Genomic DNA, 22,591 nt, shown 5'->3' on the forward strand with positions numbered 1-22,591 from the left:
CGGCATCGGGCCGTGCGTCTTTCGTGCAGGTACCATGTCCGATCATCAGGTCTATCTCGACGCGCTCCATTCGAGCCTCGTCGCCATCGAGCGCTGGCTGTCCGGCGCCGATACCGCGCCCGCGGCGCTCGATGCGCTGCTCGCGCCTTTCTCCGCCGATTTCACGATGACCATGACCGACGGTCGCGTATTCGACCATGACGGCACGCGCGCGCTGTTCGCGAAGCTGGGCGGCGCGAAGCCGGGGCTGCGCATCGCGCTGTCGGATATCCGCGTGCTCGCGGCCGACGCGTCGCATGCGGTGCTCACCTATCTCGAAGCGCAGCAGGCGGCGTCGGGCGAACTGCCCGCGCGTCGCGCGACCGCCGTGTTCGAACGCGACGCGGCAGGCGTCGTGCGCTGGACTCATCTGCAGGAAACCTTCTGCACGGCCTGAGCGGCCGCGTCGCATGCGCGCGTGCGGGCCGTCCCGCGCGAGTCAGCGCTTGCGGCCGCGCGCGGCCGTCAGCTCGTCGGACACGCTCTGCATCAGCGCGCACAGCCACGCGATGTCGGTCGGCCGATCGGGCTGTGGGTGCGTGAGCAGGTAGCTCTTGATGCGCGGGAACGGCACGGGCGGCGCGACGACGACGAGCGGCAGCAGCTGCGCATAGTGCGTCGCGAAGCGGCGCGTCGTCGTGAAGATCAGGTCCGACTGCAGCAGCACCTGCGGCACGATCCCGAAGTACGGCAGCGTCGTCACGATCCGCCGCGTGAGGCGCGCGCGTGCGAGGCCGATCTCGATCGCGTTGCGCTTGTCGCCGGTGTACGGCGTCGGCGCGACGTGCGCGGCCGACGCGTACGCTTCGCGCGTGAGCGGTTCGCGGGCGAGCGGATGCGCGTCGCGCATCAGGCACACGATCGTGTCGGAGAACAGGTCCTGCCGCGCGAAGTGCGGGTCGGGCTTCGGCCAGTTGCCGATCACGAGGTCGAGCGCGCCCGATTCGAGCGCGCCCGCGTGGTCGAGCGCGGGATTCAGCGAATCGATTTCCAGATGCGCATGCGGCGCCGCGTCGCGAAAGCGCTCGATCAGCGTCGGCATGAAGAAATCGTTCAGATAGTCGGGCGCGGCGACGCGAAACGTGCGCCGCGCGGACGACGGATCGAAGTCGCCATGCGGCGTCGCGATGAAGTCGACTTCGCGCAGCGCGCGCGACGCCGCACCGAGCAGCGACGCGCCGTATTCGGTCGGCACCATCCCCGACTTGCCGCGCACGAGTATCGGGTCGTTCAGCGTCTCGCGCAGCTTGCGCAGCGCGGTGCTGATCGCGGGCTGGGTCTGGTTCAGCCGCAGCGCGGCTTGCGTGACGCTGCGCTCGAGCAGCAGCGTGCGCAATACGCGCACGAGCCAGATATCGAGCGAGGCGGTACGGTCGTCGTCTTCCATCGGGGCGGGCGGGTTCGGGGAAGCGTAACCTTACCGCAGCCGCGCGTCGCCGTGCGTGATACCGGCCATCACACGCGGCCCTTCGGCAGCGTGCTGATCCGCTTGACCTCGCGCGACTCGAGCCAGTTCGGCGTGCGCGCGCAGTACAGCACCATCGGCAGCGCGTCCTCGCCCCAGAACAGCTGCTGGTTCATCCAGAAGGTCGGGACGCCGAACACGCCGAGCGCGATCGCGTCGTCGGTGTTGCGGCGCAACTGCGCGCTCGTTTCCTCGAATTCGATCAGCTCGTCGCCGTGGCTTACGCCGACGCGTTCGCACAGCGCGGCGAAGCCGTCCGGCGTCGACGGATCGTTGCCGTCGTGCCAGATGAAGCGGAACATTTCCAGCACGGTCGCGATATCGGCGCGCAGCGCGAGCGCGAGGCGCAGCACCTTGTCGGAATCGAACGGATGGGCGGGCGGCATCTTGAAGCGGATGCCGAGCTGTTCGGCGCGAAACAGCGCGTGGCGGTACGTGAACACGCGCTTGGCCGGTACTTCGGCGCTCGGGCGTTGTCCCCAGTGGCGCTGCAGGTCGAGCAGCGACACGGCGACGGGTTCGAATGGCACGTCCGGCCATTTGTCGAGCTGTTCGAGCAGCAGGTAGGAGAACGGCGACACGAAGTCGTAGAACCACGCGGGTTGGGCAGTATCGAGGCCGGTTGTCATGGCGATCTCCAGAGGGTGGGGCGTGCGCGCCTGGCGGCGGCCTTCATGTTGCGCGGTGGCGCGGATGCAGCAATGATCGCGGATCGGCCGCTTACGCGGAACCGGGAGTCGCCCGGGGGGGCGCGCCGGCCGGCGGCGACGCTTCCGCGGTTCGCGCCGTCGTGGGCGGCCCGGCGCCGGGCGTACCCGACGTGCCGGACGTACCCGACGCGGCGTCGTGCTCGTGCGCGGTGAGGCGCTCGCGCACGAAGCCGATGTGCTCGCGCAGCACGTAGAACTGTCCCGCGTACGCGAGCGGCATCTTCATGCGGTTCACGGCTTCCTCGATATCGTCGAGCTCGTCGAGCAGCTGTACGCGCTCCTCGGCCGTGTGCTCGCCGAGCGCGCGGCGCTCGAGCGCGATCAGCGCGCCGTACCAGCGGTAGATGCGCGAACGCACGCGCCAGCCGTACAGCGACGGCACCAGCCGCAACCCGGGAATCAGCACGACGATCAGCGGCACCAGCACGACGAGCATCCGGTCGACCAGACTCGCGACCCAGAACGGCAGCCGCCGGTACAGGAAGGTCTTGCCCGACTTGTAGTAGCGCGCCGCGTCGTCCGACAGCGGGAAGCCGCGCGTGACGGCCGACGGGAATTCGCCCGCGTGCTGCAGGATCGTCGCGTGGCCGTGCACCTCGCGCGCGGCCTCGATCAGCAGGTCGGACAGCGCGGGGTGCAGCGTGTCGCGCGCGACCAGCTCGATCGTCGGCGCGACCGTGTGGATGTCGGCGGGCGGCAGGTTGCGGCCGAGATCGTAGACGCCCATCGGCAGCGTGATCGCGGTCAGGTACGGAAAGCGCCGCGCGTACGCCTCGGCCTGCGTGAACGAGTACACGTGCACACCCGGCGCGCGGAACAGCTTCGCCATCACCGGAATCTGGGTCGAGTCGCCGGACAGGAACGCGGCGTCGATCTTGCCGTCGAGCAGCGCGGTCGCGGCGTCCTCGCCGGCGGTCGGCAGCAGCTCGGTCGCGCCGCCCGGCACGATGCCGTTCATCTTCAGCAGCGCCAGGCTCAGTTCGCGGGCGCCGCTGCCCTCCGCGCCGAGCGCGAGCCGCTTGCCCTTGAAGTCGGACAGGCGGGCGACGATCGGGCCGCGGTACATGATCGCGAGCGGCACGTAGCCGATGCTGCCGAGCGAGACCAGATGCTCGTCGCGCTCCTTCGGCCCGATGCCGCTCTGCACGAAGCCGACGTCGACCGGCGCGTTCGGGTTCGACAGCCGCTCGAGGTTCTGCGCCGATCCTTCGGACGACTCGACGTCGAGCGTGACGCCGTTCTTCGCGAGGATCGCCTTGTATTTCTGCGCGGCGTTCCAGTAGGTGCTGCCGGGCGGCCCGGACGAAATCACGAGCGTGGACGGCGGCGCCGGCTGGATCAGCTTGACCGCGAGCCAGACCGCCGTGCCCGCGAGCAGCACGGTGGGGCCGATCGACAGCGCGAGGTCGCGCCACGACACCGCGACGAAGCGGGCGAGGATGCGGCGGGGCGGGCGAGGGCTGGCTGGCTTCATGGCGGCGGCGGATGACACGGGCGTGACGCATCGCTGACGGCGGGCTCGGACGCTGCACGCGATGCATGTTCTGGCGGCGATGGTACCCGGTTTCCCCTGACGTGCGCGAATCCGCCGCCGTGTCGCGCGGGCTTGCCCGGCCGGCCACGACGGCCGGTCGTGTGCGGCGGCGCTCGCCCGCGCGTCAAAAGCTTTGCGCTTCGGCGGGCGCTGGATTACATTGTGCGACGCAGCCGCGCCCGATTCGCGCGCGACCCGGCACGCAATGAGACCGGGCGCGTCCGGCCGGCGGCTGCCCGGCCCGGCCGGCCCGCACTCGCGCGCGCCGGTTGCCGGCCCGTGTCGCCTCTCTCGCATCGCCGTGGAAATCATCGGCCGTCCCGCCCGTTCGCGCGCGGGCCGGCTGCCATTGGGGGTATCCGGCCGTACTGTGCACGGCCGTTCAGGAGTTACAAGGAGATAGCATGAAGTCGATCGTGTTGAGAGCGTTGGGTGTTGCGGCCGTGGCGGCCTGTCTGACGGGCAGCGTATACGCGCAGTCCAGCGATACGGCGGCCACCGAAGCGCCGGCCGCGGCAGCGAGCTCGCCGAAGGCGGCGGCCAAGACCGCGAAGAAGGCGAACCGCAAGCTCGGCTACGCGGTGCGCAAGGCAATCACGAAGGCAGGCGGCATCGACGTGGCGAACCTCGTCGTGCGCTCGAAGGGCGGCGCGATCACGCTGGAGGGCACGGTGCCCGACCAGGCACAGATCGACAAGGCGGAAGAGGCAGCGAAGGGCGTGAGCGGCGTGACGTCGGTCTCGAACAAGCTGACGGTTCAGCAGCAATAATGCCGGGCGGGCGGCGCGCGAGCGCCGCCCGCGCCTGCTTTCAGACGGGCTCCGGCATGCCGGGGCCCGTTTGCGCCGCAGCGTGCCCCAGCTGTCGCTGCGCGCCAGCCCTCAGGGAGAGCATCTCCCAGGGGGACTGCCTTCGGGGCGGAATATCAGGAGCGGCCCGGTGTTTTCCCGACAGGCCGCGAGCCGCGCACGACGCAGCGGCGCAGCGATAGCGATATCCATACTGATAGGGGGCGGCAATGACGACGCACGGGTGGGGCACTCGGATTCTTCTCGGCGCGGCGCTGGCCGCGCTCACATTGCTCGGCGGCTGCAACGACGCCGATTCGGGCGAGCGCAACCGGTTGCCCGGTTTCGTGTCCGGCAGCGTGCGCACGACCGCCTATGACGGCACGAGCGACGACCTGCTGACGGCCGGCCTCGGCAAGACGGGCCTCGCCTCCACGGCGCCCGCGTTCGCGAATCCGTCCCGGCCGACGAGCGCCGAGCTGCGCCGGCTCGCGATCTGGTCGAACTACCGCGCGCTCGTCGACATGAGTGCGAACGGCGGCTACGGCCGCTTCTGGGGGCCGAACGTCGACCTCGACGGCAACGCCACGCTCGGCGAAGGCAAGATCCCCGGCACCGAATATCTCGCGTACTCCGACGACGGCAGCGGCCGCAAGAACGTGACGCTGCTCGTGCAGGTGCCCGCCAGCTTCGATCCCAAGCAGCCGTGCATCGTCACCGCGACGTCGTCGGGTTCGCGTGGCGTGTACGGCGCGATTTCGGCGGCCGGCGAGTGGGGCCTCAAGCGCGGCTGCGCGGTCGCATACAACGACAAGGGCGGCGGCAACGGCGCGCACGAGCTCGGCTCCGACACGATCACGCTGATCGACGGCACGCTCGCCAACGCGGTGCTCGCCGGCAATGCCAGCCTCTTTACCGCGAACGTGACGAGCGGCGACCTCGCTGCGTTCAACGGCCGCTTCCCGAACCGCTACGCGTTCAAGCACGCGCATTCGCAGCAGAATCCCGAGCAGGACTGGGGGCACGCGACGCTGCAGGCGGTCGAATTCGCGTACTGGGCGCTCAACGAGCAGTTCGGGCCGGTGCTCGACAGCTCGCATCACGGCGTGCGCTACCACCCGGGCGACATCACGACGATCGCCGCGTCCGTCAGCAACGGCGGCGGTGCGGCGCTCGCGGCGGCCGAGCAGGACACGCGCCGCTGGATCACCGCGGTCGTGGTCGGCGAGCCGCAGGTCAACGTGCGGATGTCGCCGAACGCGATCGTGCGCGAGGGCGGCCAGCCGGCGCCGTCGTTCGGCCGGCCGCTGGCCGACTACGCGACGCTCGCGAACCTGCTGCAGCCGTGCGCGGCCGCGTCTGCGTCGCTCGCGGGCGAGCCGTACCTGAGCGGGCTGCCGGCCGCCACCACGCAGTCGATCCGCACGCAGCGCTGCGCGACGCTCGCCGCGGCGGGGCTCGTGTCGGGCGCCGACACGCAGAGCCAGGCCGCCGACGCGCTCGCGCAGCTGCATGCGGCCGGCTATCTCGCCGATTCCGACCTGCTGCAGGCGTCGATGTGGGATTCGCAGGCGATTCCGGCGATCGCGGTCACCTATGCGAACGCGTACACGCGCTCGCGCGTGACCGACAATCTGTGCAATTTCAGCTTCGCGACCACCAGCGCGCCGACCGGCACGGTCGCGGCGCCCGCCGCGTCGCCGATGCCGGCTATCTTCGGCGTCGGCAACGGCGTGCCGCCGACGGGCGGCATCGACCTCGTGTTCAACACGGGCGCGGGCGTCGATCACCGGCTCGCGACCCCCGACGCAAGCTTCGCGGGCGCGCTGTGCCTGCGCCAGCTGTGGACCAACGGGATGCTCGGCATGCCGGCCAACGTCGACGCCGTGCGCGTGAACGCGAACCTGCAGGGCAAGCCCGCGATCATCGTGCAGGGCCGCAGCGACGCGCTCGTGCCGGTGAACCACGCGTCGCGCGCGTACGTCGCGCAGAACAGCATCAGCGAAGGCAGCCGCAGCCAGCTCGTGTTCTACGAGGTGACGAACGGGCAGCACTTCGACGCGTTCCTGCCCGTCGCGGGCTTCGATACGCGCTTCGTGCCGGTCCACTACTACAACGTGCAGGCGCTGAACCTGATGTGGCGCCATCTGAAGAACGGCGCCGCGCTGCCGCCGTCGCAGGTGATCCGCACGGTGCCGCGCGGCGGCACGCCGGGCGCCGCGCCCGCGCTGACGAGCGCGAACCTGCCGCCGATCGCGACGTCGCCCGGCGCGAACGCGATCACGGCCGGCGCCGGCGCGATCGACGTGCCGCTCTGAGGGCATTCGCCGTACCGGGTTGATGAAGCCGGCCTGTCATGCACACGTCAGCCACCCGACCCGACCGGCGCGCGAACAACGGCGGCGGCAATACGCCGCCGCCGGCGATCTGGCGGCGATGACCGACATCTGCACGTCGGGCCAGATGAGCTGGGGGACCGGCGAGCCCGCCGTGGCGCTAGCGCTGCATCGACTCCCACACCTTGTGCAGACGCTTGACAGAGACAGGCATCGACCTGAATGACGCGCCGCGGACCGCGCTGCGGCGCGTGCTGATGCTGGACGCGTGTACGCGGCAGTTCAAGCAGCAGCAATTGAAGCAGCAGGGGCGGTAAGCGTCGCGTTGCGGCCGGCGCGCCCTGGTCTTGCGCCGGGCGGGGCGAGTTCACGTGGCGCCGGATGGACGACAGCCCGATCGGCGCAGGCCGGTCGGGCTGTGTTTTTATGGAGAGGGTGCCGGCGCGCGAGGCGCCGCAAGCGGCGCGTCCCGCGGCGCGGAAACCGCCGGCCGCGTCGTTACGCGAGCACGAGCCGTATGCCGACCGCGACGAGCGTCGCGGCGAGCAGGTTGCGCAGCAGCCGCTCGGGCGCGCGCGCGGACAGCAGGCTGCCGAGCACGATGCCGGGCAGCGAGCCGAGCAGCAGCGACAGCAGCATCGACCAGTCGACCGACCCGAGCAGCCAGTGGCCCATGCCCGCGACGAGCGTGAGCGGCACCGCATGCGCGATGTCGGACCCGACGATGCGGGTGGTCGCCAGCGCCGGGTACAGCAGCAGCAGCACGGTGACGCCGATCGCGCCGGCGCCGACTGACGTCATCGACACGAGCACGCCGAGCACGGCGCCCGTCAGCACGGTCGACCACAGCGTGCGCGCGGGGCTCGGCGCGAGCGGGTTGCGCGTGGCGAGCGCGGTCAGTTGCGGACGGAAGATCAGCGCGAGCGACGTGAGCAGCAGCGCGATGCCGAGCACCAGCTGGATCATCCGCGCGGTGCCGGGCGAATTCACGCCGTGCGTGTGCAGCACCCACAGCGTGACGGCCGCGGCCGGGACGCTGCCGGCCGCGAGCCGGCCGGTGATGCGCCAGTCGATCGACCCCTTCAGCCCGTGGACGAGCGTGCCGGTCGCCTTGGTCGCGGCCGCGTACAGCAGGTCGGTGCCGACCGCCGTCGCGGGGTGGACGCCGAACAGCAGCACGAGGATCGGCGTCATCAGCGAACCGCCGCCGACGCCCGTCAGGCCGACGAGAATGCCGACGAACAGGCCGGACAGGGAGTACAGCAGATCGATATGGGGGAGCGACATCGGAAGCAGGCGGTTATGCGACGTTCGGCGGTGGCGCGCGGCTGCGGCGCGCGCATTCAAAGTCCGCCATTGTCGCAAAAGTGGCGCGTTGGTGTACGACTACGTTAAAAATCGGCCGGGAAGGGCTGCCGGGCGGCCCGTTCGCGGTGGATAAAACGTGCGTTTGAACGGGCGCCGGGCCCGACAGGGCCGCGCGCCGGTATCCGCGAGCGGGTGGCCCGGCAGCCTTCTGATAGTGCTTTGAGAGGCTGAATGGCAGACATCATTCGCGCGCGCTTCCTGCCGGTTCATGGCAGGAGCGACGCGTAGCGGCCGCGCGTGTCGCGCGGCGCCCGACGCCCGGATGTCAGCCGCGCGGCGGCAGTTCGCAGCCGTCGGGGCCGCACGCGGCCGCGTCGTCGCCGGCGAATTCGACGATCGCGCCGTCGCGCCACGCCTGCTCGAGCGCCTGCGCGAACACGTCGGCCGGCTGCGCGCCCGACACCGCGTAGCGGCCGCCGAACACGAACAGCGGCACGCCGCGTCCGCCGATCTGCGCGGCCCGCGCGATGTCGGCCTCGACTTCGTCACGGTATGCGTCGCTGCGCAGTACGGCTTCGACGGCCGAGCGATCCAGCCCCGCTTCGACCGCGAAGTCGATCAGCGCCGCGTGGTCGAACAGCGAGCCGTGCTCGCAGAAATACGCGCGGTACAGGCGTTCGGTCAGCGCATGGGCGCGGCCGGTCGCTTCCGCGAGCTTCACGAGCCGGTGGGCGTCGAGCGTGTCGCCGACGGACGTGCCGGGCAGGTCGTAGTGGAGCCCGACGCTCGTGGCCGCGTCGGTCACCTGGCGCAGCATCTGGTCGACCTGGGCGGGCGACATCCGGTACTTGCCCGCGAGCATCGCCTCGACCGGCTCGACCGGCTGGCCCGGCATTAGCCGATACGCGCGCAGCACGACGTCGACGTGCCCGGCGTGCGCGAACGCCGCGAGCGCCTCGTCGAAGCGGCGCTTGCCGATCCAGCACCACGGGCAAATCAGGTCGGACCAGATCTCGACGGTCAGGGTCGGGCGGGCAGTCGGGGCAGGGGTGGTCGTCATGGGCGGTAGGGCGGCAAATAAATGTAACCGCGACTATATCACTTTATGCTTCGACGCTCCGTCATGGCCTGGCGCGGACGAAACGGGCCCCTTACGCGTCGCCCTGCGTTTCCTTCAGATGCTTCAGATGCTTGTAGACGGTCGCTCGCCCCATCCCGAGCACGTTCGCGACGTAGTTCGCGGCGCTCTTGCCGCGGAACGCGCCTTCCGCGTGCAGCGCCTCGACGAGTTCGCGCCGGTGCTCGCGCGTGAGGCCGTTCAGGCCGACCTGCCGTTCGCGCAGCCAGCCGTGCAGGAACGTGTTGATGCGCTCCTGCCAGTCGTCGCGGAACAGCTCGTCGGGCTGCGCGACGATGCCCGCGCCCTTGATGAATACGTCGAGCGTCGCGCGGACGTCGTCGAACACCGCGATGTTGAAGTTGATGCACATCATCCCGGCCGGGCGGCCTTCGTCGTCGAACAGCACGTTGCTCACGCAACGCATCCGCCGGCCGTCCCAGTTCAGCTTCTCGTACGGGCCGATCACGCGCTCGCGCGCCGAATGATCGATTTCCTCGAGCGCCGAGTCGTCGCCGACCTCGCGCTTCGACAGGTTGTTCGCGAGGTACAGCACGGTCTGGTCGTGCAGGTCGTGGATCACGACTTCCGCGTACGGGAAGAACAGCGCCGCGATGCCATCGGCGATCGGCGCATAGCGGGTGAGCAGCAGGTCTTTGACGGGGGATTGCTTCTTGCGCATCGGAATCGCCATCTCGGGTGAGCGGGGGCCGGGCGGTGCGTCGGCGCGGCGCGCCGGCGTACCGTCGACCGGCATGTCCGTGCGCCCGCGCGCTGCCGCCGCGGCGGTTGCGCCATTGTATCGGCCCCGCGTGCGCGTGCTGCTCATGCGCGCGTCAGATGCGTGTACAGCGCGTGCGCGATCGCGATGTCCTCGAGGCCGAGGCCGATCGAGCGGAAGAACGTATGACGCGTGCGCGACGGTGCCGCGCAGGTGCCGCCGACGAGCGCGGGCAGGTCGCCGACGATCCGCTCGGGCGTCCAGCCGTGCGCGTCCGCCGCGATCTGCATCTCGCCCGCGCTGGCGGGCGTCGTGTGGCGGTAGTCGCAATACACGTCCATGTCGGGCAGCCACGCGGGCGGGATCTCGTGGGCGCGCGCGACGTTGGTGCTGATCGACGTGACGAGCGCGGGGCGCGTGAGCATGCCGTCCGCGAGCACCGGCGTGCCCGACGACGTGCACAGCATCACGACGTCGGCGTCGCGCACGCATGCGTCCATGCTGGCGGCCGGGCGGGCGCGCGGATCGATCCGCGCGAGCGTCGCCTGCAGCGCCGGGTCGCCCGCGAGCGCGGGCGAATGCACGCTGATCGAGGCCCAGTCGCGCAGTGCCGCGGCGTGGCGCAGATGCGCGAGGCCGACCGCGCCCGTGCCGATCACGGCGAGCCGGCGCGCGTCGCGCGGCGCGAGGCAGTCGACCGCGAGCGCCGTCGTGCCGGCCGTGCGCTCGACCGTCAGCAGCCCCGCGTCGCACCACATCAGCGGCTGGCCGGTGCGCATCGACATCAGCGCGGTCCACGCGGTCACGATCGGTTTGCCGCCGGTCACGACGTACGGCGACAGCTTCGCGCCGAACACCTGTTCGTCGGCGAGCGCGCCGAGATACGTGATGAAATCGCCGGCCTGTTCGGGGAACAGCGTGAGGGTTTGCGGCGGCTGCACCGCGCGAGCCGACGCGAGCGACGCGAACATGCGGCGCAGCGTGCCGAGCACGTCGAGCGACGGCAGTGCCGCGCGCACCGCGGCTTCGTCGACGGTGAGCGGCACGGTCGGGGCGGGTTGCGTCATGGGACTTCTCCGGTCAGGGCCGGACGGGACTGTCTCGATAGAGTACGTCCGGCAGTGTTCGTGATGGATTAAAAGTCTAATATAGACAGAAGTGGTCGGGTGGATTTTTCTTTCCACGACGCGTGCGCAAGGAAAAACATAGATAAATCAAACGGGTTTTGCGCAAGCGACGGCATGGCAAGGGACGGCGTCAGCACCGCGATTATCGTATCCCCTATAGTCTATAGTAGACTAAGAGTCTATATTTGGCGTGCGGACCAGCGTGTCGCCGCACGGCGGCCGGCTGCATCGCAAGCCGATCCGGCACGGGCGCAGCGCCCGGCAACGGCGTCGCGCGACCGGTCTTCATCGCCTCAATCCGGAATCGAAGGACATCCGTCATGAACTGGAAGCTTTCCCTCTGCGCCGTCGCGGCGCTCGCCTGCGCGGCCGTCACGGCCCACGCGGAACAGACCACGCTGCGCTTCGGGATCGAAGCCGCCTACCCGCCGTTCGAGAGCAAGTCGCCGGCCGGCCAGCTGCAGGGCTTCGACGTCGACATCGGCAACGCGGTGTGCGCGAAGCTGAACATGAAGTGCGTGTGGGTCGAGAATGCGTTCGACGGGTTGATCCCGGCGCTGCGGGCGCGCAAGTTCGACGCGATCAATTCGGCGATGAACATCACCGCGAAGCGCAAGCAGAGCATCGACTTCACGCCGGCGATCTACGTCGTGCCGATCGTGATGGTCGCGCACCGCGGCTCGCCGCTGCGGCCCGATGCCGCGAGCCTGCGCGGCAAGCACGTCGGCGTGCTGCAGGGCTCGTCGCAGGAGGATTTCCTGAAGGCGCACTGGGCGAATGCGGGCGTGGCCGTCGTGTCCTATCCGGACCAGGACCAGATCTACGCCGATCTCGTCGCCGGGCGTCTCGACGCGGCCGTGCAGGAAGCGCAGACCGCGCAGGACGGCTTCCTCGACAAGCCGGCCGGCCGCGACTACCAGATCGTAGGCGAGCCTTTGAAAGATCCCGCGACGCTCGGCGAAGGCACCGGCTTCGGGATGCGCAAGGGCGACAAGGCGCTGCAGACGAAGATCGTCGGCGCGCTCGACGCACTGAAGAAGGACGGCACGCTGAGCGCGCTGTCGCAGAAGTACTTCAAGCGCGACATCGTCGCGAAGTAAGCCTGGCCGCGCGCCGGCCGCCGTGCCGGCGCGCGTCGCACCGAATCTCGACGCAGTACGGGGAAGCATGGATTTCGACGTCATCGTTCTGGGGGCCGGCATCGTCGGCGTGTCGTCGGCGCTGCATCTGCAGGATCGCGGGCTGCGTGTCGCGCTCGTCGACCGGCGCGCGCCCGGCGAGGAAACGAGTCACGGCAATGCCGGGCTGATCGAGCGCTCGTCGGTCGTGCCGTACGCGTTCCCGCGCCGGCTCGGCACGCTGCTGCGCTACGCGCGCAACCGCTCGGTCGATCTCTATTGGGACTACAAGGCGCTGCCTGCGTACGCGGGCTGGCTCGCGCGCTTCTGGCGCGAATCGTCGCCGCAGCGCCTCGCGGCTGCCGCGCGCGACATGCTGCCGCTCGTCGCGGCGAGCGTCGTCGAGCACGACGCGCTGCTCGCGCGCACCGACGCACAGCCGCTCGTGCATGACGGCGGGTGGCTCGAGGCGTTCCGGTCGCCCGCGCTGTTCGATGCGGAAACGCGCGCGCAGCAGCGGGTGGCCGACGCGCACGGGTTGCGGATGAGCGTGCTCGACGCGCGCGCGCTGCGCGAGCGCGAGCCCGGCATCGGCGATGCATTCTGCGGCGCGTTCCACTGGCAGGACCCGAAGACCGTGTCGAGCCCCGGCGGCCTCACGAAGGCGTACGCGCGGCTGTTCGAGCGCGACGGCGGCACGTTCGTGCGCGGCGACGCGACGACGCTCGCGCAGGTGCGCGACGGCTGGCAGGTCGATACCGAACATGGGCAGATCTCGGCACGGTCGGCCGTGGTCGCGCTCGGGCCGTGGTCCGATCACGTGTTCGCGCCGCTCGGCTACCGGATTCCGCTGCGCGCGAAGCGCGGCTATCACATGCATTACTTGCCGACCCGCGCGCCGCTGAACGTGCCGGTGTGCGATACCGAGGCGGGTTTCGTCGTCGCGCCGATGGAGGGCGGCCGCCTGCGGCTCACGACCGGCGTCGAGATCGCATTGCGCGATGCGCCGCCGACCGGCGTGCAGCTCGCGCGTGCCGAGCCGCTCGCGCGCGACGCGTTCGGCATCGGCGAGCGGCTCGATCCGGCGCCGTGGCTCGGGATGCGGCCGTGCACGCCCGACATGCGGCCGGTGATCGGGCCGGCGCCGCGCCACCGTCATCTGTGGTTCGCGTTCGGTCATTGCCACCACGGGCTCACGCTCGGCCCCGCGAGCGGACGGCTGCTCGCCGAAATGATCACCGGTGCGCCGACCTACATCGATCCCCATCCGTACCGGCCCGCGCGTTTCGGCTGAGCCAGTGGCCGGGCGACGGCCGCCGCGGGTGCGGCCGTTGCAGTGCACAACGCGGCATGACGGCAAGGTCATGCCGCGTTTTTCTTTGGATTCCCGATGGGCTTGTTGGACGAATGGCGGGCGATCGGCGCGCTGCATGGAATAACCGCCCGCGGCCGTCCGTTTATATACCGAGTCGCGGCGCAATCGGGCAGCGGGATAATGACCATGACGAAGTCGACGCCCGTCCGGCGGTGCCGTGCCGTAATGCCATGCCAAGGAGAACGGGAATGAAGACGATGCTGTTCGCCGTCGCGCTGACGGCCGCGATCGCGCGGCCCGCGGCCGCCGAGCCGCCGCAGGCCGGCAACGGGAGACTGGTCGACGAAGATCACATGACACTGTACGTGTTCGACCACGACGCGCCGGGCAAGAGCACCTGCACCGGCACCTGCGCGGCCAACTGGCCGCCGGCGCTCGCCGACGCATACGACAAGGCGTCGGGTGCACTGAGCCTCGTCACGCGCGACGACGGCAAGAAGCAATGGGCGTACAACGGTCGCCCGCTGTATCGCTGGAAAATGGACCACAAGGCTGGTGACGCGGGCGGCGACGGAGTCGGCGGCATGTGGCACGTCGCGCGTCCCTGAAAACTGAGTGACTGACGGACGGATCGACTGACGGCGCGGCGACGCGCGAGGCATCCGGATGAGCTACGAATCGGACCTGCTGGTGTGGCTGCCGCATCTCACGCGCTATGCGCGTGCGCTGACGGGCGACCGCGCCTGGGCGGACGATCTCGTGCAGGACACCCTCGAGCGCGCGCTGAACCGGCCGCCGCGCGACGGCGGCAACCTGCGCGCGTGGCTGCTGACGCTGCTGCGCCACCGTTTCATCGACCAGTTGCGCGCGCGGCACGAGATCGCGGTCGACGACGCGACCGCGCCGTGGCAGACGATGGCCGCGCCCGCCGACGAGATCAGCGGTCTGATGCTGCGCGACGTGCAGCGCGCGCTGTACCGGCTGCCGGTCGAACAGCGCGAGGTGCTGCTGCTGGTCGCACTGGAGGAGTTGAGCTATCGCGACGCCGCACAGGTGCTCGGCGTGCCGGTGGGGACGGTGATGTCGCGGCTGTCGCGGGCGCGTGAACAGATGCGTGCGTTGCTGTCCGGCGAGCCGCCGGCGCACGGCACGGCCGCGTTACGGGTGATCGGGAAGACATGATGGACGACGATCCGCGCAAACCTTCGGACGATCGGGACGATGCTGCATCGGCCCAGCTGCTGTCGGCGCTGCTCGACGGCGAGCTGTCCGGGCAGGAGCGCCGCGAGGTGCTCGAGCGGCTGCAGTCCGATCCGCGGGAAGCCGACCGGTTCGCGCATTACGGCGCGCAGCGCGACGCGTTGCGCGCGCTGTTCCCGCTGCCGGGCGCCGCATCGGCATTGTTCGTGCAGCGGCGCGCGTCGCGCCGGCGCGTGGTTGCCTATGCGTTCGCGGGGCTGGCGGCCGGGCTGGTGCTCGGCATCGCGCTGCACGCGGGCTGGACGGCGTTCGGCGTCGAACCGGCGTTCGCCGCGCGCGCGGATGTCGCGTATGCCGTGTACGCGGCCGATCGTGAACACCCGGTCGAAATCGACGCCCGCGATCCGGCGCGCCTGGCCGGCTGGCTGTCCGCGCGTCTCGGCCGGCCCGTGCGCGCGCCGTCGCTCGACGAATACGGCTACGCGCTGCTGGGCGGGCGGCTGCTGCCGGGCGACGCGGGGCCGGCCGCGCAGCTGATGTACCAGCGCGCGGACGGCGCGCGCGTGACGCTGTACATGACGGCCTACGATGCGCGGCGCCTCGCGCCGCAGGCGATGTCGGCGGACGGACGCTACACGTATTTCTGGTCGGATCGCGGCATGGGCTACGCGCTGTCCGGCCGTGGCGACGAGCGGCGGCTGCGCGAGCTCGCGATCGACGCATGCGGCGCGCTCGGCGGGCCGACCGACGCATGGAAGGGGTGACGCGCGCGGCATCGGCAAGGAGCAGAAGATGAACGCGAAGAAGACGGCGATGAAGGCGACGGTGGTGGCGGTGCTCGCGGCAGGCGCCGGGCTCGCGCGGGCGGACGGCGACGCGCCGGTGCGCGTGCCGGTCGACGCCGACGGCGTGCAGCGGGTGACGATCGTCGGCGGCAGCTATTTCTTTCGGCCGAATCACGTGATCGTGCGCGCGCATGTGCCGGTCGAACTGACCGTATCGGCCGAACCGGGCCATGTGCCGCACAGTTTCGAAATCGATGCGCCGCAGGCCGGCATCGCGGTGCACACCGAACTGGCCACGACCCCGCGCACGTTCCGTTTCACGCCGACGCAGCCCGGTCGCTTCGCCTACTATTGCACGCATCGGCTGCTGTTCTTGCGCAGCCATCGCGAACGCGGCATGGAGGGCGTGCTCGACGTCGAGGCGGCGCCATGATCGCCGCATTGCTGGCCGCGAGCCTGATAGGAGCGAGCATGACAGCCGACCCGGTGACCGTTGCGCAGGCACATTTCGACCAGGTCCGCTCGTACCGCGCGACGATCCGCTCGTCGGCGCGAAGTGGCGAGCGCACCGAATTCCACTATGCGTACCTGAAACCCGGTTTCGTCCGGATGGACTTCGTGTCGCCCCATCGTGGCGCGGTGCTCGCGTACGATCCCGGCGACGGAAAGGTCCGGCTGCGCCCGTTCGGCGAGCATGCGCCGCCCGCGCTGAGGCTGTCTCCGACCAATCCGCTCGTGCGCGACCGCAGCGGCCATCGCGTCGATCGCTCGGACGTCGGCGAGCTGCTGCGCAACGTGCATGCGCTGCAGCAAGGCGGCGCGACGGTGACGGAGGGCGAGGAGACCATCAACGGGCGGACCGCGCTGCGCGTGTCGGTGACGGGCGCGCCCGCGCACGCGGTCGACGGCGTGCATCGCTACCGGCTGTGGCTGGACACCGAGGACGGTTTTCCGCTGAAGGTCGTCAGCTTCGCGGATGGTGACGGCGACCCGCTCGAAACGGTGACGCTCGACGACGTCGAGATCGACGTCGCGTTTCCCGCCCGCTTTTTCGCGCCCTGATCCCTCATCCCTGATTCCTGATCCCGACTCATGCCGGAGGCTGCATGGCGGAATACCGGTTTTCGACGACGTGGCGCGTGGACGCGCCGCTCACGGCGGTCTGGGACGCGATCTACCAGGTCGACCGCTGGCCCGACTGGTGGAAGAGCGCGGTACGGACCGTCGAGATCGAGCGCGGCGACGCGCGCGGCGTCGGCGCGCTGCAGCGATACACATGGAAAGGCGCGCTGCCGTACCGGCTGACCTTCGACATGCGCGTGCTGCGCGTCGAGCGCCCGCATGTGCTCGAAGGCCGCGCGAGCGGCGCGATCGACGGCGACGGCCGCTGGTCGTTCAGCGGCGACGGCACGCGCACCGTCGTGCGCTACGACTGGCACATCCGCACCCGCGAGCGCTGGATGAACTGGCTGGAGCCGCTCGCCCGCCCGCTGTTCATCTGGAATCACGACGTCGTGATGCGCGAAGGCGCGAAAGGGCTCGCGCGCCTGCTCGGCGCGACGGTCCAGACCGACGGCCGGACGTACCAGCCGGTCGCGGGCTGTCCCGACATGTGACGATCCGGCCCCGGATAGGGGTCGCGGCGACGCCCAAGCGGATCTTTTTATGTGGTGTCAGACGATCGCGGGAACTCGGTGCTTACCCCGTGTCAAATCGGTGCGCGGGTCGGGAAATCCCGCATCCGCATGCTGCCGGAGCGCAGTATTGATGCCTACTTGATTGTTTCAAAAGGATTTTTCAATTCCACCCCCGTTTTTCCGTCGTTTCGGCCCCCGCGAAAAAACCTCCGGTTTCCCTTCTTGAATTTGTCAAAACCCGTCCATATAATTAGCACTCGCTGCACGAGAGTGCTAACAATTCTCTGCCGGGCGACCCGCCGGGCAGATTCCCTAAGCGTTCTTCAATCTCAGTCAAGAGAGGAGTGAATATGAACCTTCGTCCTTTGCACGATCGCGTGATCGTCAAGCGCCTGGATCAGGAAACCAAGACCGCCTCGGGCATCGTGATCCCCGACGCAGCAGCTGAAAAGCCGGATCAAGGCGAAGTCCTGGCCATCGGCCCGGGCAAGCGCGACGACAAGGGCGCACCGATCGCACTCGACGTGAAGGTCGGCGATCGCGTCCTGTTCGGCAAGTACGCAGGTCAGACCGTCAAGGTCGACGGCCAGGAACTGCTGGTCATGCGCGAAGAAGACATCATGGCCGTGGTCAACGCGAAGTAAGCGTCCACTGACGGTACATATTCCCAAGAATTCAAGGAGTTAGAAGATGGCAGCTAAAGACGTCGTATTCGGCGATTCCGCCCGTTCGAAGATGGTCGAAGGCGTGAACATTCTCGCCAACGCGGTCAAGGTCACGCTGGGTCCGAAGGGCCGCAACGTGGTGCTCGAGCGCAGCTTCGGCGGCCCGACGGTCACCAAGGACGGTGTGTCGGTCGCGAAGGAAATCGAGCTGAAGGACAAGCTCCAGAACATGGGCGCGCAAATGGTCAAGGAAGTCGCTTCCAAGACCAGCGACAACGCAGGCGACGGCACGACGACGGCAACCGTCCTCGCGCAATCGATCGTTCGCGAAGGCATGAAGTACGTCGCATCGGGCATGAACCCGATGGACCTGAAGCGCGGCATCGACAAGGCAGTCGCAGCGGCTGTCGAAGAGCTGAAGAAGATCAGCAAGCCGTGCACGACGAACAAGGAAATCGCGCAAGTCGGCTCGATCTCGGCGAACAGCGACACGTCGATCGGCGATCGCATCGCTGAAGCGATGGACAAGGTCGGCAAGGAAGGCGTGATCACCGTCGAAGACGGCAAGTCGCTCGCCGACGAACTCGACGTCGTCGAAGGCATGCAGTTCGACCGCGGCTACCTGTCGCCGTACTTCATCAACAACCCGGAAAAGCAAGTCGCCGTCCTCGACAACCCGTTCGTGCTGCTGCACGACAAGAAGGTGTCGAACATCCGTGATCTGCTGCCGGTGCTCGAGCAAGTCGCGAAGGCTGGCCGTCCGCTGCTGATCATCGCTGAAGACATCGAAGGCGAAGCGCTCGCAACGCTGGTCGTCAACAACATCCGCGGCATCCTGAAGACCGTCGCGGTCAAGGCACCGGGCTTCGGCGATCGTCGCAAGGCGATGCTGGAAGACATCGCGATCCTGACCGGCGGCCAGGTGATCGCGGAAGAAACCGGCCTGACGCTCGAGAAGGCAACGCTGGCAGAACTGGGCCAGGCGAAGCGCATCGAAGTGGGCAAGGAAAACACGACGATCATCGACGGCGCAGGCGAAGCCGCGAGCATCGAAGCACGCGTGAAGCAAGTGCGCGCGCAAATCGAAGAAGCGACGTCGGACTACGACCGTGAAAAGCTGCAAGAGCGCGTGGCCAAGCTGGCCGGCGGCGTGGCAGTGATCAAGGTCGGCGCTGCGACCGAAGTCGAAATGAAGGAAAAGAAGGCACGTGTCGAAGACGCACTGCACGCAACGCGCGCAGCTGTGGAAGAAGGCATCGTGGCAGGCGGCGGCGTTGCGCTGATCCGCGCTCGCACGGCAATCGCCAGCCTGACCGGCGCGAACGCCGACCAGAACGCCGGCATCAAGATCGTGCTGCGCGCGATGGAAGAGCCGCTGCGTCAGATCGTCACGAACGGCGGCGAAGAAGCCAGCGTCGTGGTGGCGGCAGTTGCTGCAGGCCAGGGCAACTACGGCTACAACGCAGCAACGGGCGAGTACGTCGACATGGTTGAAGCCGGCGTCGTCGACCCGACCAAGGTCACGCGCACCGCACTGCAGAACGCAGCTTCGGTTGCTGGCCTGCTGCTGACGACGGACGCAGCTGTCGCAGAACTGCCGAAGGAAGATGCACCGATGCCGGGCGGCATGCCGGGCGGCATGGGCGGCATGGGCATGGACATGTAATCGACTTCGGTCGATGGTGACCGGAGCGCGCAGCGATGCGCGCTCCAGCCAAAAGAAAAGACCCGCAGCGATGCGGGTCTTTTTTTATGCGCGAACGAAAGGGGCGGACCTGCCGCCCCGAGGCGATGGCGAGCCGCGCGCAACGACGGCCCGGGGCCGCCGTGCGGGCGTCAATGCCGGTGCGACGTCCTCGGCACCGGGTCGGCCTTCACGGCCGGCGGCGCGTCCGCATCGTCGTTGCTGCGGGCCCAGAAGAACCGGTCGGGCAGGTACGCGCCCATGCCGGGCCGGAACGCGTCGCGCACGGCCTGGTACAGGTATTCCTGCGCTTCGCGCACCGCTTCGGGCGGCTCCTGGCCGTTCGCGAGCAGTGCCGCGATCGCCGCGCCGAGCGTGTCGGTGATGCCCATCAGCCGGTGCGGCGAACGATCCCACATGTCTTCGCGGAGCTGGCCTTCCTCGCCGTACAGCGTGTTGACGAGCCGGTGCGAGCCTGTTTCCGATGACAGGATGTACTCGCAGCCCTGCGACAGCAGGTGCGACACGGCCGCGTCGAGATTCGGCGCCTCGGCGTCGCCGTCCGGCTGCGCGAGTGCGAGCAGCGTCGCGTGGTCGGCGACCAGCAGCGTCGTCTGCGGCGCGAGCAGGTCGGCGATCGATTCGCGCAGGTCGTCGGCGGCGAGCACGTGCTCGTCGTCGAGCGTGAAGTCCGGTGCGAGCACGAGCGGCACGCCGTCGTAGTCGGCGACCACTTCGGCGATCGCGCTCACGACTTCCGCGCGCGTCGCCGCGCCGATCTTGAACGCGGCGATCGGCATGTCCTCGAGCAGCATGCGCGCCTGGGCGGCGACGACATCGGGATCGAGGCCGGTGACTTCGTCGCAGGCGGCCGAGTCGCGCACGGTATAGCCCGTCAGGACGGACACGCCGTGACAGCCCATGCTCGCCAGAGTCATCAGATCGGCTTGGATGCCGGAGCCGCCGGTGGGATCGGACAGGCCAAAGGTGAGGACGATCGGAGGGGCGTTGCTGGACATGTAAAAAAAGGGCAAGAAAAAACGGGGGAAGCGACGGAATTGCGGACGGCGAGGCGAAGGGGGCGGTTTGGCCCGGTGTTGCCCCGGCAGGCCGCACTTTTTAGGCATTATGCGGCGGAAATCCGGCCCGCACGACGGATTTTTTAGCCCAACGCAACGTAGTCGCTGTACTCCAGTGCGATCGCTAGGCAGTCCGGCCCCGACACGGTACCATCATGGCTCCCGAATTTACCGACTTTTCCCCGACGCGGCTTAAGATGGAATACAAGAGCTGGATGTGCCTGATTTGTGGCTGGATTTATGACGAAGAAGCCGGACTGCCCGAAGAGGGCATCGCCCCGGGCACGCGCTGGGAAGACGTCCCCATCAACTGGACGTGCCCCGAATGCGGTGCCCGCAAGGAAGACTTCGAGATGGTCCAGATCTGATCGGACCCTCGGCCCACGGACACACCGCTCGCGGCCTCGCGGTTGCCCGGCGCTTGCGCGCCGCGGCCGGCGCGAGCGACTAGACGATGACAGGCGCGCGTGTCCATGACGTCCGATCCGGCGAACGTTCCCCTCCCTGACGCACTGCCCAACCCGCGTGGCGGGGCCGTGCGCGCGGCCGACGCGTGGCTCGCGGCGGCCGCCGACGCCTTCGAGCGTCGCGACGACGCGGCCGCGCCGCTGTCGGCCGCCGCCGCCGTGCTGGCGGAGGCCGGCTGGCTGCCGGCCGCCCGTTTCGCGGGGCAACTCGCCGCCGCGGCGCCGCTCGCCGCCGCCGAACCGACTTCCGCTGGCTGGCGCATCGCGCTGCGCGATTTCCGCGCGGCGGTCGGGCGCCACAATCTGCGCGAGCTGGCCTGCTCGCCGCTCCTGTTCGACCATTTCCGTGCGCTGCGTGCCCAAGGCGCGGCCGACCTGCACGCGAGCGTGCCGCTCGACGTGCTGGCCCTCGTCGGGCGCGCGATGCCGCCGGCGACGCTGCGGCCGATGTCCGACGCGTTCGCGAGCCGGGCGCGGGCCCGCTACGAGCAGGCGCTGCTCGGCGTGCTCCGCACTGCCAACGGATCGCCGAATGGCACGCCGGACGGCTCGCCGAACGGATCGCCGAATGGATCGCCGGACGCGGCGCTCGACGAGCTCGATGCGATCGTGACCGCGCTGGCCGCCGACGGCCCGTACGACTTCTGGCGGCTCGCCGCCGCGTGCCTGCGCGCGCTGCGCGCCTGCAACGCGCCCGAACTGAAACGTTTCCTCGCCCGGACCAACCTGCTGCTCGGCGAGCACGCGCAGGGCAGGCGTCATGCGCCGCCGGCGCTCGTGCGCGAGACGGTCGCGCTGCTATGGCGCGATTTCGCGCTATTCGGCGCGGCCGCCGAGGATGTCGCGCTCGTCGACGTGCTGCACGACTATGGACTGACAGTGGACTGGCACGTCGCCGGCACGCCCGCGTCCGAGGCGCTGTGGGAAGCCGGCGCCGCGCAGGCCGAGCATGACGCGGTCGCGGTGGCGCCCACCCGCATGCTCGGGGTCGTGACCGTCAACGCGCATGCGTACGAGGATTTCCTGCAGACCGCCGATGCGTCGATGGCCGAACTCGCGCTCGATCCGGGCACGGCCGATGCGGGGGCCGCATGGCGCGCGTCCGCGGCCGCCTATCGGGTCGGGACGGCGGCGTGCGCGCTCGGGCTCGGCCACGCGGCGTTGCTGGCCGATACGCTCGGGCTGGCATGGCGCCGTGCCGCGCACGGCTTGCCGCTCGCCGGCGACGGGCTCGGGGCCCACCGCCGCGCGTCCGACCTGCTGCGCGGCGCGCTGCTGAAGATCGCCGCGGGGGTGGCGCCGCCCGACCTGACCGCGGCGTCGGGTGCGCTCGGCGAGGCGCTCGGCCGGACCTGACGCGCAACGGGGCGCGTACACGCCGGCAGCCCTTGTCGCGCGGGCCGGCAACACGCTGCCGACAGCGCCCGCGCGCGTGTTAGAGTGCCGTGTGATCCGCGTGCGTCGTTGCCAGCGTCGCGCGGCGTTGCTTGTTGATC

Annotated in this window: 23 protein-coding genes; 15 read left to right on the forward strand and 8 right to left on the reverse strand. The window is 69.6% G+C overall.

Annotated elements, in window-relative coordinates:
• The first annotated feature begins 34 nt into the window (after positions 1 to 34).
• Positions 35 to 436, forward strand: a complete 402-nt coding sequence (locus ABIC50_RS01350) for a polyketide cyclase (protein ID WP_105832631.1) — start codon at positions 35 to 37, stop codon at positions 434 to 436.
• Positions 437 to 478: 42 nt separating this feature from the next.
• Here ABIC50_RS01350 and ABIC50_RS01355 read toward each other — a convergent pair whose 3' ends face one another.
• From ABIC50_RS01355 to ABIC50_RS01365, 3 genes are all read right to left on the reverse strand, one after another.
• Positions 479 to 1,426 carry a LysR family transcriptional regulator gene (locus tag ABIC50_RS01355; RefSeq protein ID WP_126227245.1) on the reverse strand — a complete coding sequence of 316 codons (948 nt, stop codon included), beginning with the start codon at positions 1,424 to 1,426 and terminating at the stop codon, positions 479 to 481.
• Positions 1,427 to 1,494: 68 nt separating this feature from the next.
• Positions 1,495 to 2,133, reverse strand: coding sequence for a 2-hydroxychromene-2-carboxylate isomerase (locus tag ABIC50_RS01360; protein WP_006752404.1), 639 nt, complete (start codon positions 2,131 to 2,133; stop codon positions 1,495 to 1,497).
• Between the two features lie 91 nt (positions 2,134 to 2,224).
• Positions 2,225 to 3,688 carry a TAXI family TRAP transporter solute-binding subunit gene (locus tag ABIC50_RS01365; RefSeq protein WP_175711995.1) on the reverse strand — a complete coding sequence of 488 codons (1,464 nt, stop codon included), beginning with the start codon at positions 3,686 to 3,688 and terminating at the stop codon, positions 2,225 to 2,227.
• Positions 3,689 to 4,152: 464 nt separating this feature from the next.
• Between ABIC50_RS01365 and ABIC50_RS01370 the strand changes: the two genes are divergently transcribed.
• Both ABIC50_RS01370 and ABIC50_RS01375 read left to right on the forward strand, forming a co-directional pair.
• Positions 4,153 to 4,518 carry a BON domain-containing protein gene (locus ABIC50_RS01370; protein WP_006759602.1) on the forward strand — a complete coding sequence of 122 codons (366 nt, stop codon included), beginning with the start codon at positions 4,153 to 4,155 and terminating at the stop codon, positions 4,516 to 4,518.
• Positions 4,519 to 4,766: 248 nt separating this feature from the next.
• Positions 4,767 to 6,854 (forward strand): D-(-)-3-hydroxybutyrate oligomer hydrolase, encoded by a 2,088-nt coding sequence (locus tag ABIC50_RS01375; RefSeq protein WP_212083187.1) that lies wholly within the window; start codon positions 4,767 to 4,769, stop codon positions 6,852 to 6,854.
• A 516-nt stretch (positions 6,855 to 7,370) separates the two neighbouring features.
• Here the strand turns inward: ABIC50_RS01375 and ABIC50_RS01380 are convergent.
• From ABIC50_RS01380 to ABIC50_RS01395, 4 genes are all read right to left on the reverse strand, one after another.
• Positions 7,371 to 8,159 (reverse strand): sulfite exporter TauE/SafE family protein, encoded by a 789-nt coding sequence (locus ABIC50_RS01380; RefSeq protein ID WP_354161192.1) that lies wholly within the window; start codon positions 8,157 to 8,159, stop codon positions 7,371 to 7,373.
• 346 nt (positions 8,160 to 8,505) lie between these two features.
• Positions 8,506 to 9,240 (reverse strand): DsbA family oxidoreductase, encoded by a 735-nt coding sequence (locus tag ABIC50_RS01385; protein WP_354161193.1) that lies wholly within the window; start codon positions 9,238 to 9,240, stop codon positions 8,506 to 8,508.
• Positions 9,241 to 9,331: 91 nt separating this feature from the next.
• Positions 9,332 to 10,126 (reverse strand): helix-turn-helix transcriptional regulator, encoded by a 795-nt coding sequence (locus ABIC50_RS01390; RefSeq protein ID WP_006759597.1) that lies wholly within the window; start codon positions 10,124 to 10,126, stop codon positions 9,332 to 9,334.
• Positions 10,123 to 11,085 (reverse strand): ornithine cyclodeaminase family protein, encoded by a 963-nt coding sequence (locus ABIC50_RS01395; RefSeq protein WP_354161195.1) that lies wholly within the window; start codon positions 11,083 to 11,085, stop codon positions 10,123 to 10,125. The genes ABIC50_RS01390 and ABIC50_RS01395 overlap by 4 nt, the downstream gene beginning before the upstream one ends.
• A 380-nt stretch (positions 11,086 to 11,465) precedes the next feature.
• On the opposite strand from ABIC50_RS01395, the gene ABIC50_RS01400 reads away from it, so the two are divergent.
• The 10 genes from ABIC50_RS01400 to groL all read left to right on the forward strand — a co-directional run bounded on the left by ABIC50_RS01400 (position 11,466) and on the right by groL (position 19,531).
• A complete protein-coding gene (locus ABIC50_RS01400; RefSeq protein WP_354161197.1) occupies positions 11,466 to 12,245 on the forward strand; it encodes an ABC transporter substrate-binding protein in 780 nt (259 codons plus the stop codon).
• A 67-nt stretch (positions 12,246 to 12,312) separates the two neighbouring features.
• Entirely contained in the window at positions 12,313 to 13,557 is a 1,245-nt protein-coding gene (locus ABIC50_RS01405; RefSeq protein WP_354161200.1) for an NAD(P)/FAD-dependent oxidoreductase, read from the forward strand.
• Positions 13,558 to 13,826: 269 nt separating this feature from the next.
• A complete protein-coding gene (locus ABIC50_RS01410; RefSeq protein WP_354161202.1) occupies positions 13,827 to 14,186 on the forward strand; it encodes a COG4315 family predicted lipoprotein in 360 nt (119 codons plus the stop codon).
• A 58-nt stretch (positions 14,187 to 14,244) separates the two neighbouring features.
• Positions 14,245 to 14,760: a sigma-70 family RNA polymerase sigma factor gene (locus ABIC50_RS01415; RefSeq protein WP_006753920.1), complete on the forward strand. Its 516-nt coding sequence runs from the start codon at positions 14,245 to 14,247 to the stop codon at positions 14,758 to 14,760.
• Positions 14,760 to 15,542, forward strand: coding sequence for an anti-sigma factor family protein (locus ABIC50_RS01420; protein WP_175737591.1), 783 nt, complete (start codon positions 14,760 to 14,762; stop codon positions 15,540 to 15,542). Before ABIC50_RS01415 ends, ABIC50_RS01420 begins: the two co-directional genes overlap by 1 nt.
• A 28-nt stretch (positions 15,543 to 15,570) precedes the next feature.
• Positions 15,571 to 15,996 carry a quinol oxidase gene (locus ABIC50_RS01425; RefSeq protein WP_471685897.1) on the forward strand — a complete coding sequence of 142 codons (426 nt, stop codon included), beginning with the start codon at positions 15,571 to 15,573 and terminating at the stop codon, positions 15,994 to 15,996.
• Positions 15,993 to 16,625 (forward strand): LolA family protein, encoded by a 633-nt coding sequence (locus tag ABIC50_RS01430; protein ID WP_126227256.1) that lies wholly within the window; start codon positions 15,993 to 15,995, stop codon positions 16,623 to 16,625. Before ABIC50_RS01425 ends, ABIC50_RS01430 begins: the two co-directional genes overlap by 4 nt.
• A 44-nt stretch (positions 16,626 to 16,669) precedes the next feature.
• Positions 16,670 to 17,179, forward strand: a complete 510-nt coding sequence (locus tag ABIC50_RS01435; protein ID WP_011656115.1) for an SRPBCC family protein — start codon at positions 16,670 to 16,672, stop codon at positions 17,177 to 17,179.
• 371 nt (positions 17,180 to 17,550) lie between these two features.
• On the forward strand, positions 17,551 to 17,844 hold the full coding sequence (groES, locus tag ABIC50_RS01440; RefSeq protein ID WP_004186661.1) for a co-chaperone GroES: 294 nt from the start codon (positions 17,551 to 17,553) through the stop codon (positions 17,842 to 17,844).
• 46 nt (positions 17,845 to 17,890) lie between these two features.
• Entirely contained in the window at positions 17,891 to 19,531 is a 1,641-nt protein-coding gene (groL, locus tag ABIC50_RS01445; RefSeq protein ID WP_006759587.1) for a chaperonin GroEL, read from the forward strand.
• Between the two features lie 170 nt (positions 19,532 to 19,701).
• On the opposite strand, the gene ABIC50_RS01450 is transcribed toward groL, so the two are convergent.
• The gene (locus ABIC50_RS01450) at positions 19,702 to 20,568 is read right to left on the reverse strand and encodes a hydroxymethylpyrimidine/phosphomethylpyrimidine kinase (RefSeq protein ID WP_354161204.1); all 867 of its coding nucleotides are present in this window, start codon (positions 20,566 to 20,568) and stop codon (positions 19,702 to 19,704) included.
• A 257-nt stretch (positions 20,569 to 20,825) separates the two neighbouring features.
• Between ABIC50_RS01450 and ABIC50_RS01455 the strand changes: the two genes are divergently transcribed.
• Both ABIC50_RS01455 and ABIC50_RS01460 read left to right on the forward strand, forming a co-directional pair.
• Positions 20,826 to 20,996: a rubredoxin gene (locus tag ABIC50_RS01455; protein WP_004186709.1), complete on the forward strand. Its 171-nt coding sequence runs from the start codon at positions 20,826 to 20,828 to the stop codon at positions 20,994 to 20,996.
• A gap of 105 nt (positions 20,997 to 21,101) precedes the next feature.
• The gene (locus ABIC50_RS01460) at positions 21,102 to 22,451 is read left to right on the forward strand and encodes a hypothetical protein (protein ID WP_354161207.1); all 1,350 of its coding nucleotides are present in this window, start codon (positions 21,102 to 21,104) and stop codon (positions 22,449 to 22,451) included.
• Positions 22,452 to 22,591: the final 140 nt, after the last annotated feature.

It is taken from the genome of Burkholderia sp. 567, from assembly GCF_040545115.1.
GTDB lineage: Bacteria > Pseudomonadota > Gammaproteobacteria > Burkholderiales > Burkholderiaceae > Burkholderia > Burkholderia ambifaria.

Coding starts and splice junctions, on each gene's coding strand:
- ABIC50_RS01455 (WP_004186709.1), top strand. CDS start 20,826: ATGGAATACAAGAGCTGGATGTGCCTGATTTGTGGCTGGATTTATGAC.
- groES (WP_004186661.1), top strand. CDS start 17,551: ATGAACCTTCGTCCTTTGCACGATCGCGTGATCGTCAAGCGCCTGGAT.
- ABIC50_RS01435 (WP_011656115.1), top strand. CDS start 16,670: ATGGCGGAATACCGGTTTTCGACGACGTGGCGCGTGGACGCGCCGCTC.
- ABIC50_RS01460 (WP_354161207.1), top strand. CDS start 21,102: ATGACGTCCGATCCGGCGAACGTTCCCCTCCCTGACGCACTGCCCAAC.
- ABIC50_RS01400 (WP_354161197.1), top strand. CDS start 11,466: ATGAACTGGAAGCTTTCCCTCTGCGCCGTCGCGGCGCTCGCCTGCGCG.
- ABIC50_RS01450 (WP_354161204.1), bottom strand. CDS start 20,568: ATGTCCAGCAACGCCCCTCCGATCGTCCTCACCTTTGGCCTGTCCGAT.
- ABIC50_RS01390 (WP_006759597.1), bottom strand. CDS start 10,126: ATGAGCAGCACGCGCACGCGGGGCCGATACAATGGCGCAACCGCCGCG.
- ABIC50_RS01380 (WP_354161192.1), bottom strand. CDS start 8,159: ATGTCGCTCCCCCATATCGATCTGCTGTACTCCCTGTCCGGCCTGTTC.
- ABIC50_RS01395 (WP_354161195.1), bottom strand. CDS start 11,085: ATGACGCAACCCGCCCCGACCGTGCCGCTCACCGTCGACGAAGCCGCG.
- ABIC50_RS01375 (WP_212083187.1), top strand. CDS start 4,767: ATGACGACGCACGGGTGGGGCACTCGGATTCTTCTCGGCGCGGCGCTG.
- ABIC50_RS01385 (WP_354161193.1), bottom strand. CDS start 9,240: ATGACGACCACCCCTGCCCCGACTGCCCGCCCGACCCTGACCGTCGAG.
- ABIC50_RS01405 (WP_354161200.1), top strand. CDS start 12,313: ATGGATTTCGACGTCATCGTTCTGGGGGCCGGCATCGTCGGCGTGTCG.
- ABIC50_RS01370 (WP_006759602.1), top strand. CDS start 4,153: ATGAAGTCGATCGTGTTGAGAGCGTTGGGTGTTGCGGCCGTGGCGGCC.
- ABIC50_RS01425 (WP_471685897.1), top strand. CDS start 15,571: ATGAACGCGAAGAAGACGGCGATGAAGGCGACGGTGGTGGCGGTGCTC.
- ABIC50_RS01410 (WP_354161202.1), top strand. CDS start 13,827: ATGAAGACGATGCTGTTCGCCGTCGCGCTGACGGCCGCGATCGCGCGG.
- ABIC50_RS01430 (WP_126227256.1), top strand. CDS start 15,993: ATGATCGCCGCATTGCTGGCCGCGAGCCTGATAGGAGCGAGCATGACA.
- ABIC50_RS01365 (WP_175711995.1), bottom strand. CDS start 3,688: ATGAAGCCAGCCAGCCCTCGCCCGCCCCGCCGCATCCTCGCCCGCTTC.
- ABIC50_RS01415 (WP_006753920.1), top strand. CDS start 14,245: ATGAGCTACGAATCGGACCTGCTGGTGTGGCTGCCGCATCTCACGCGC.
- ABIC50_RS01420 (WP_175737591.1), top strand. CDS start 14,760: ATGGACGACGATCCGCGCAAACCTTCGGACGATCGGGACGATGCTGCA.
- ABIC50_RS01350 (WP_105832631.1), top strand. CDS start 35: ATGTCCGATCATCAGGTCTATCTCGACGCGCTCCATTCGAGCCTCGTC.
- ABIC50_RS01360 (WP_006752404.1), bottom strand. CDS start 2,133: ATGACAACCGGCCTCGATACTGCCCAACCCGCGTGGTTCTACGACTTC.
- groL (WP_006759587.1), top strand. CDS start 17,891: ATGGCAGCTAAAGACGTCGTATTCGGCGATTCCGCCCGTTCGAAGATG.
- ABIC50_RS01355 (WP_126227245.1), bottom strand. CDS start 1,426: ATGGAAGACGACGACCGTACCGCCTCGCTCGATATCTGGCTCGTGCGC.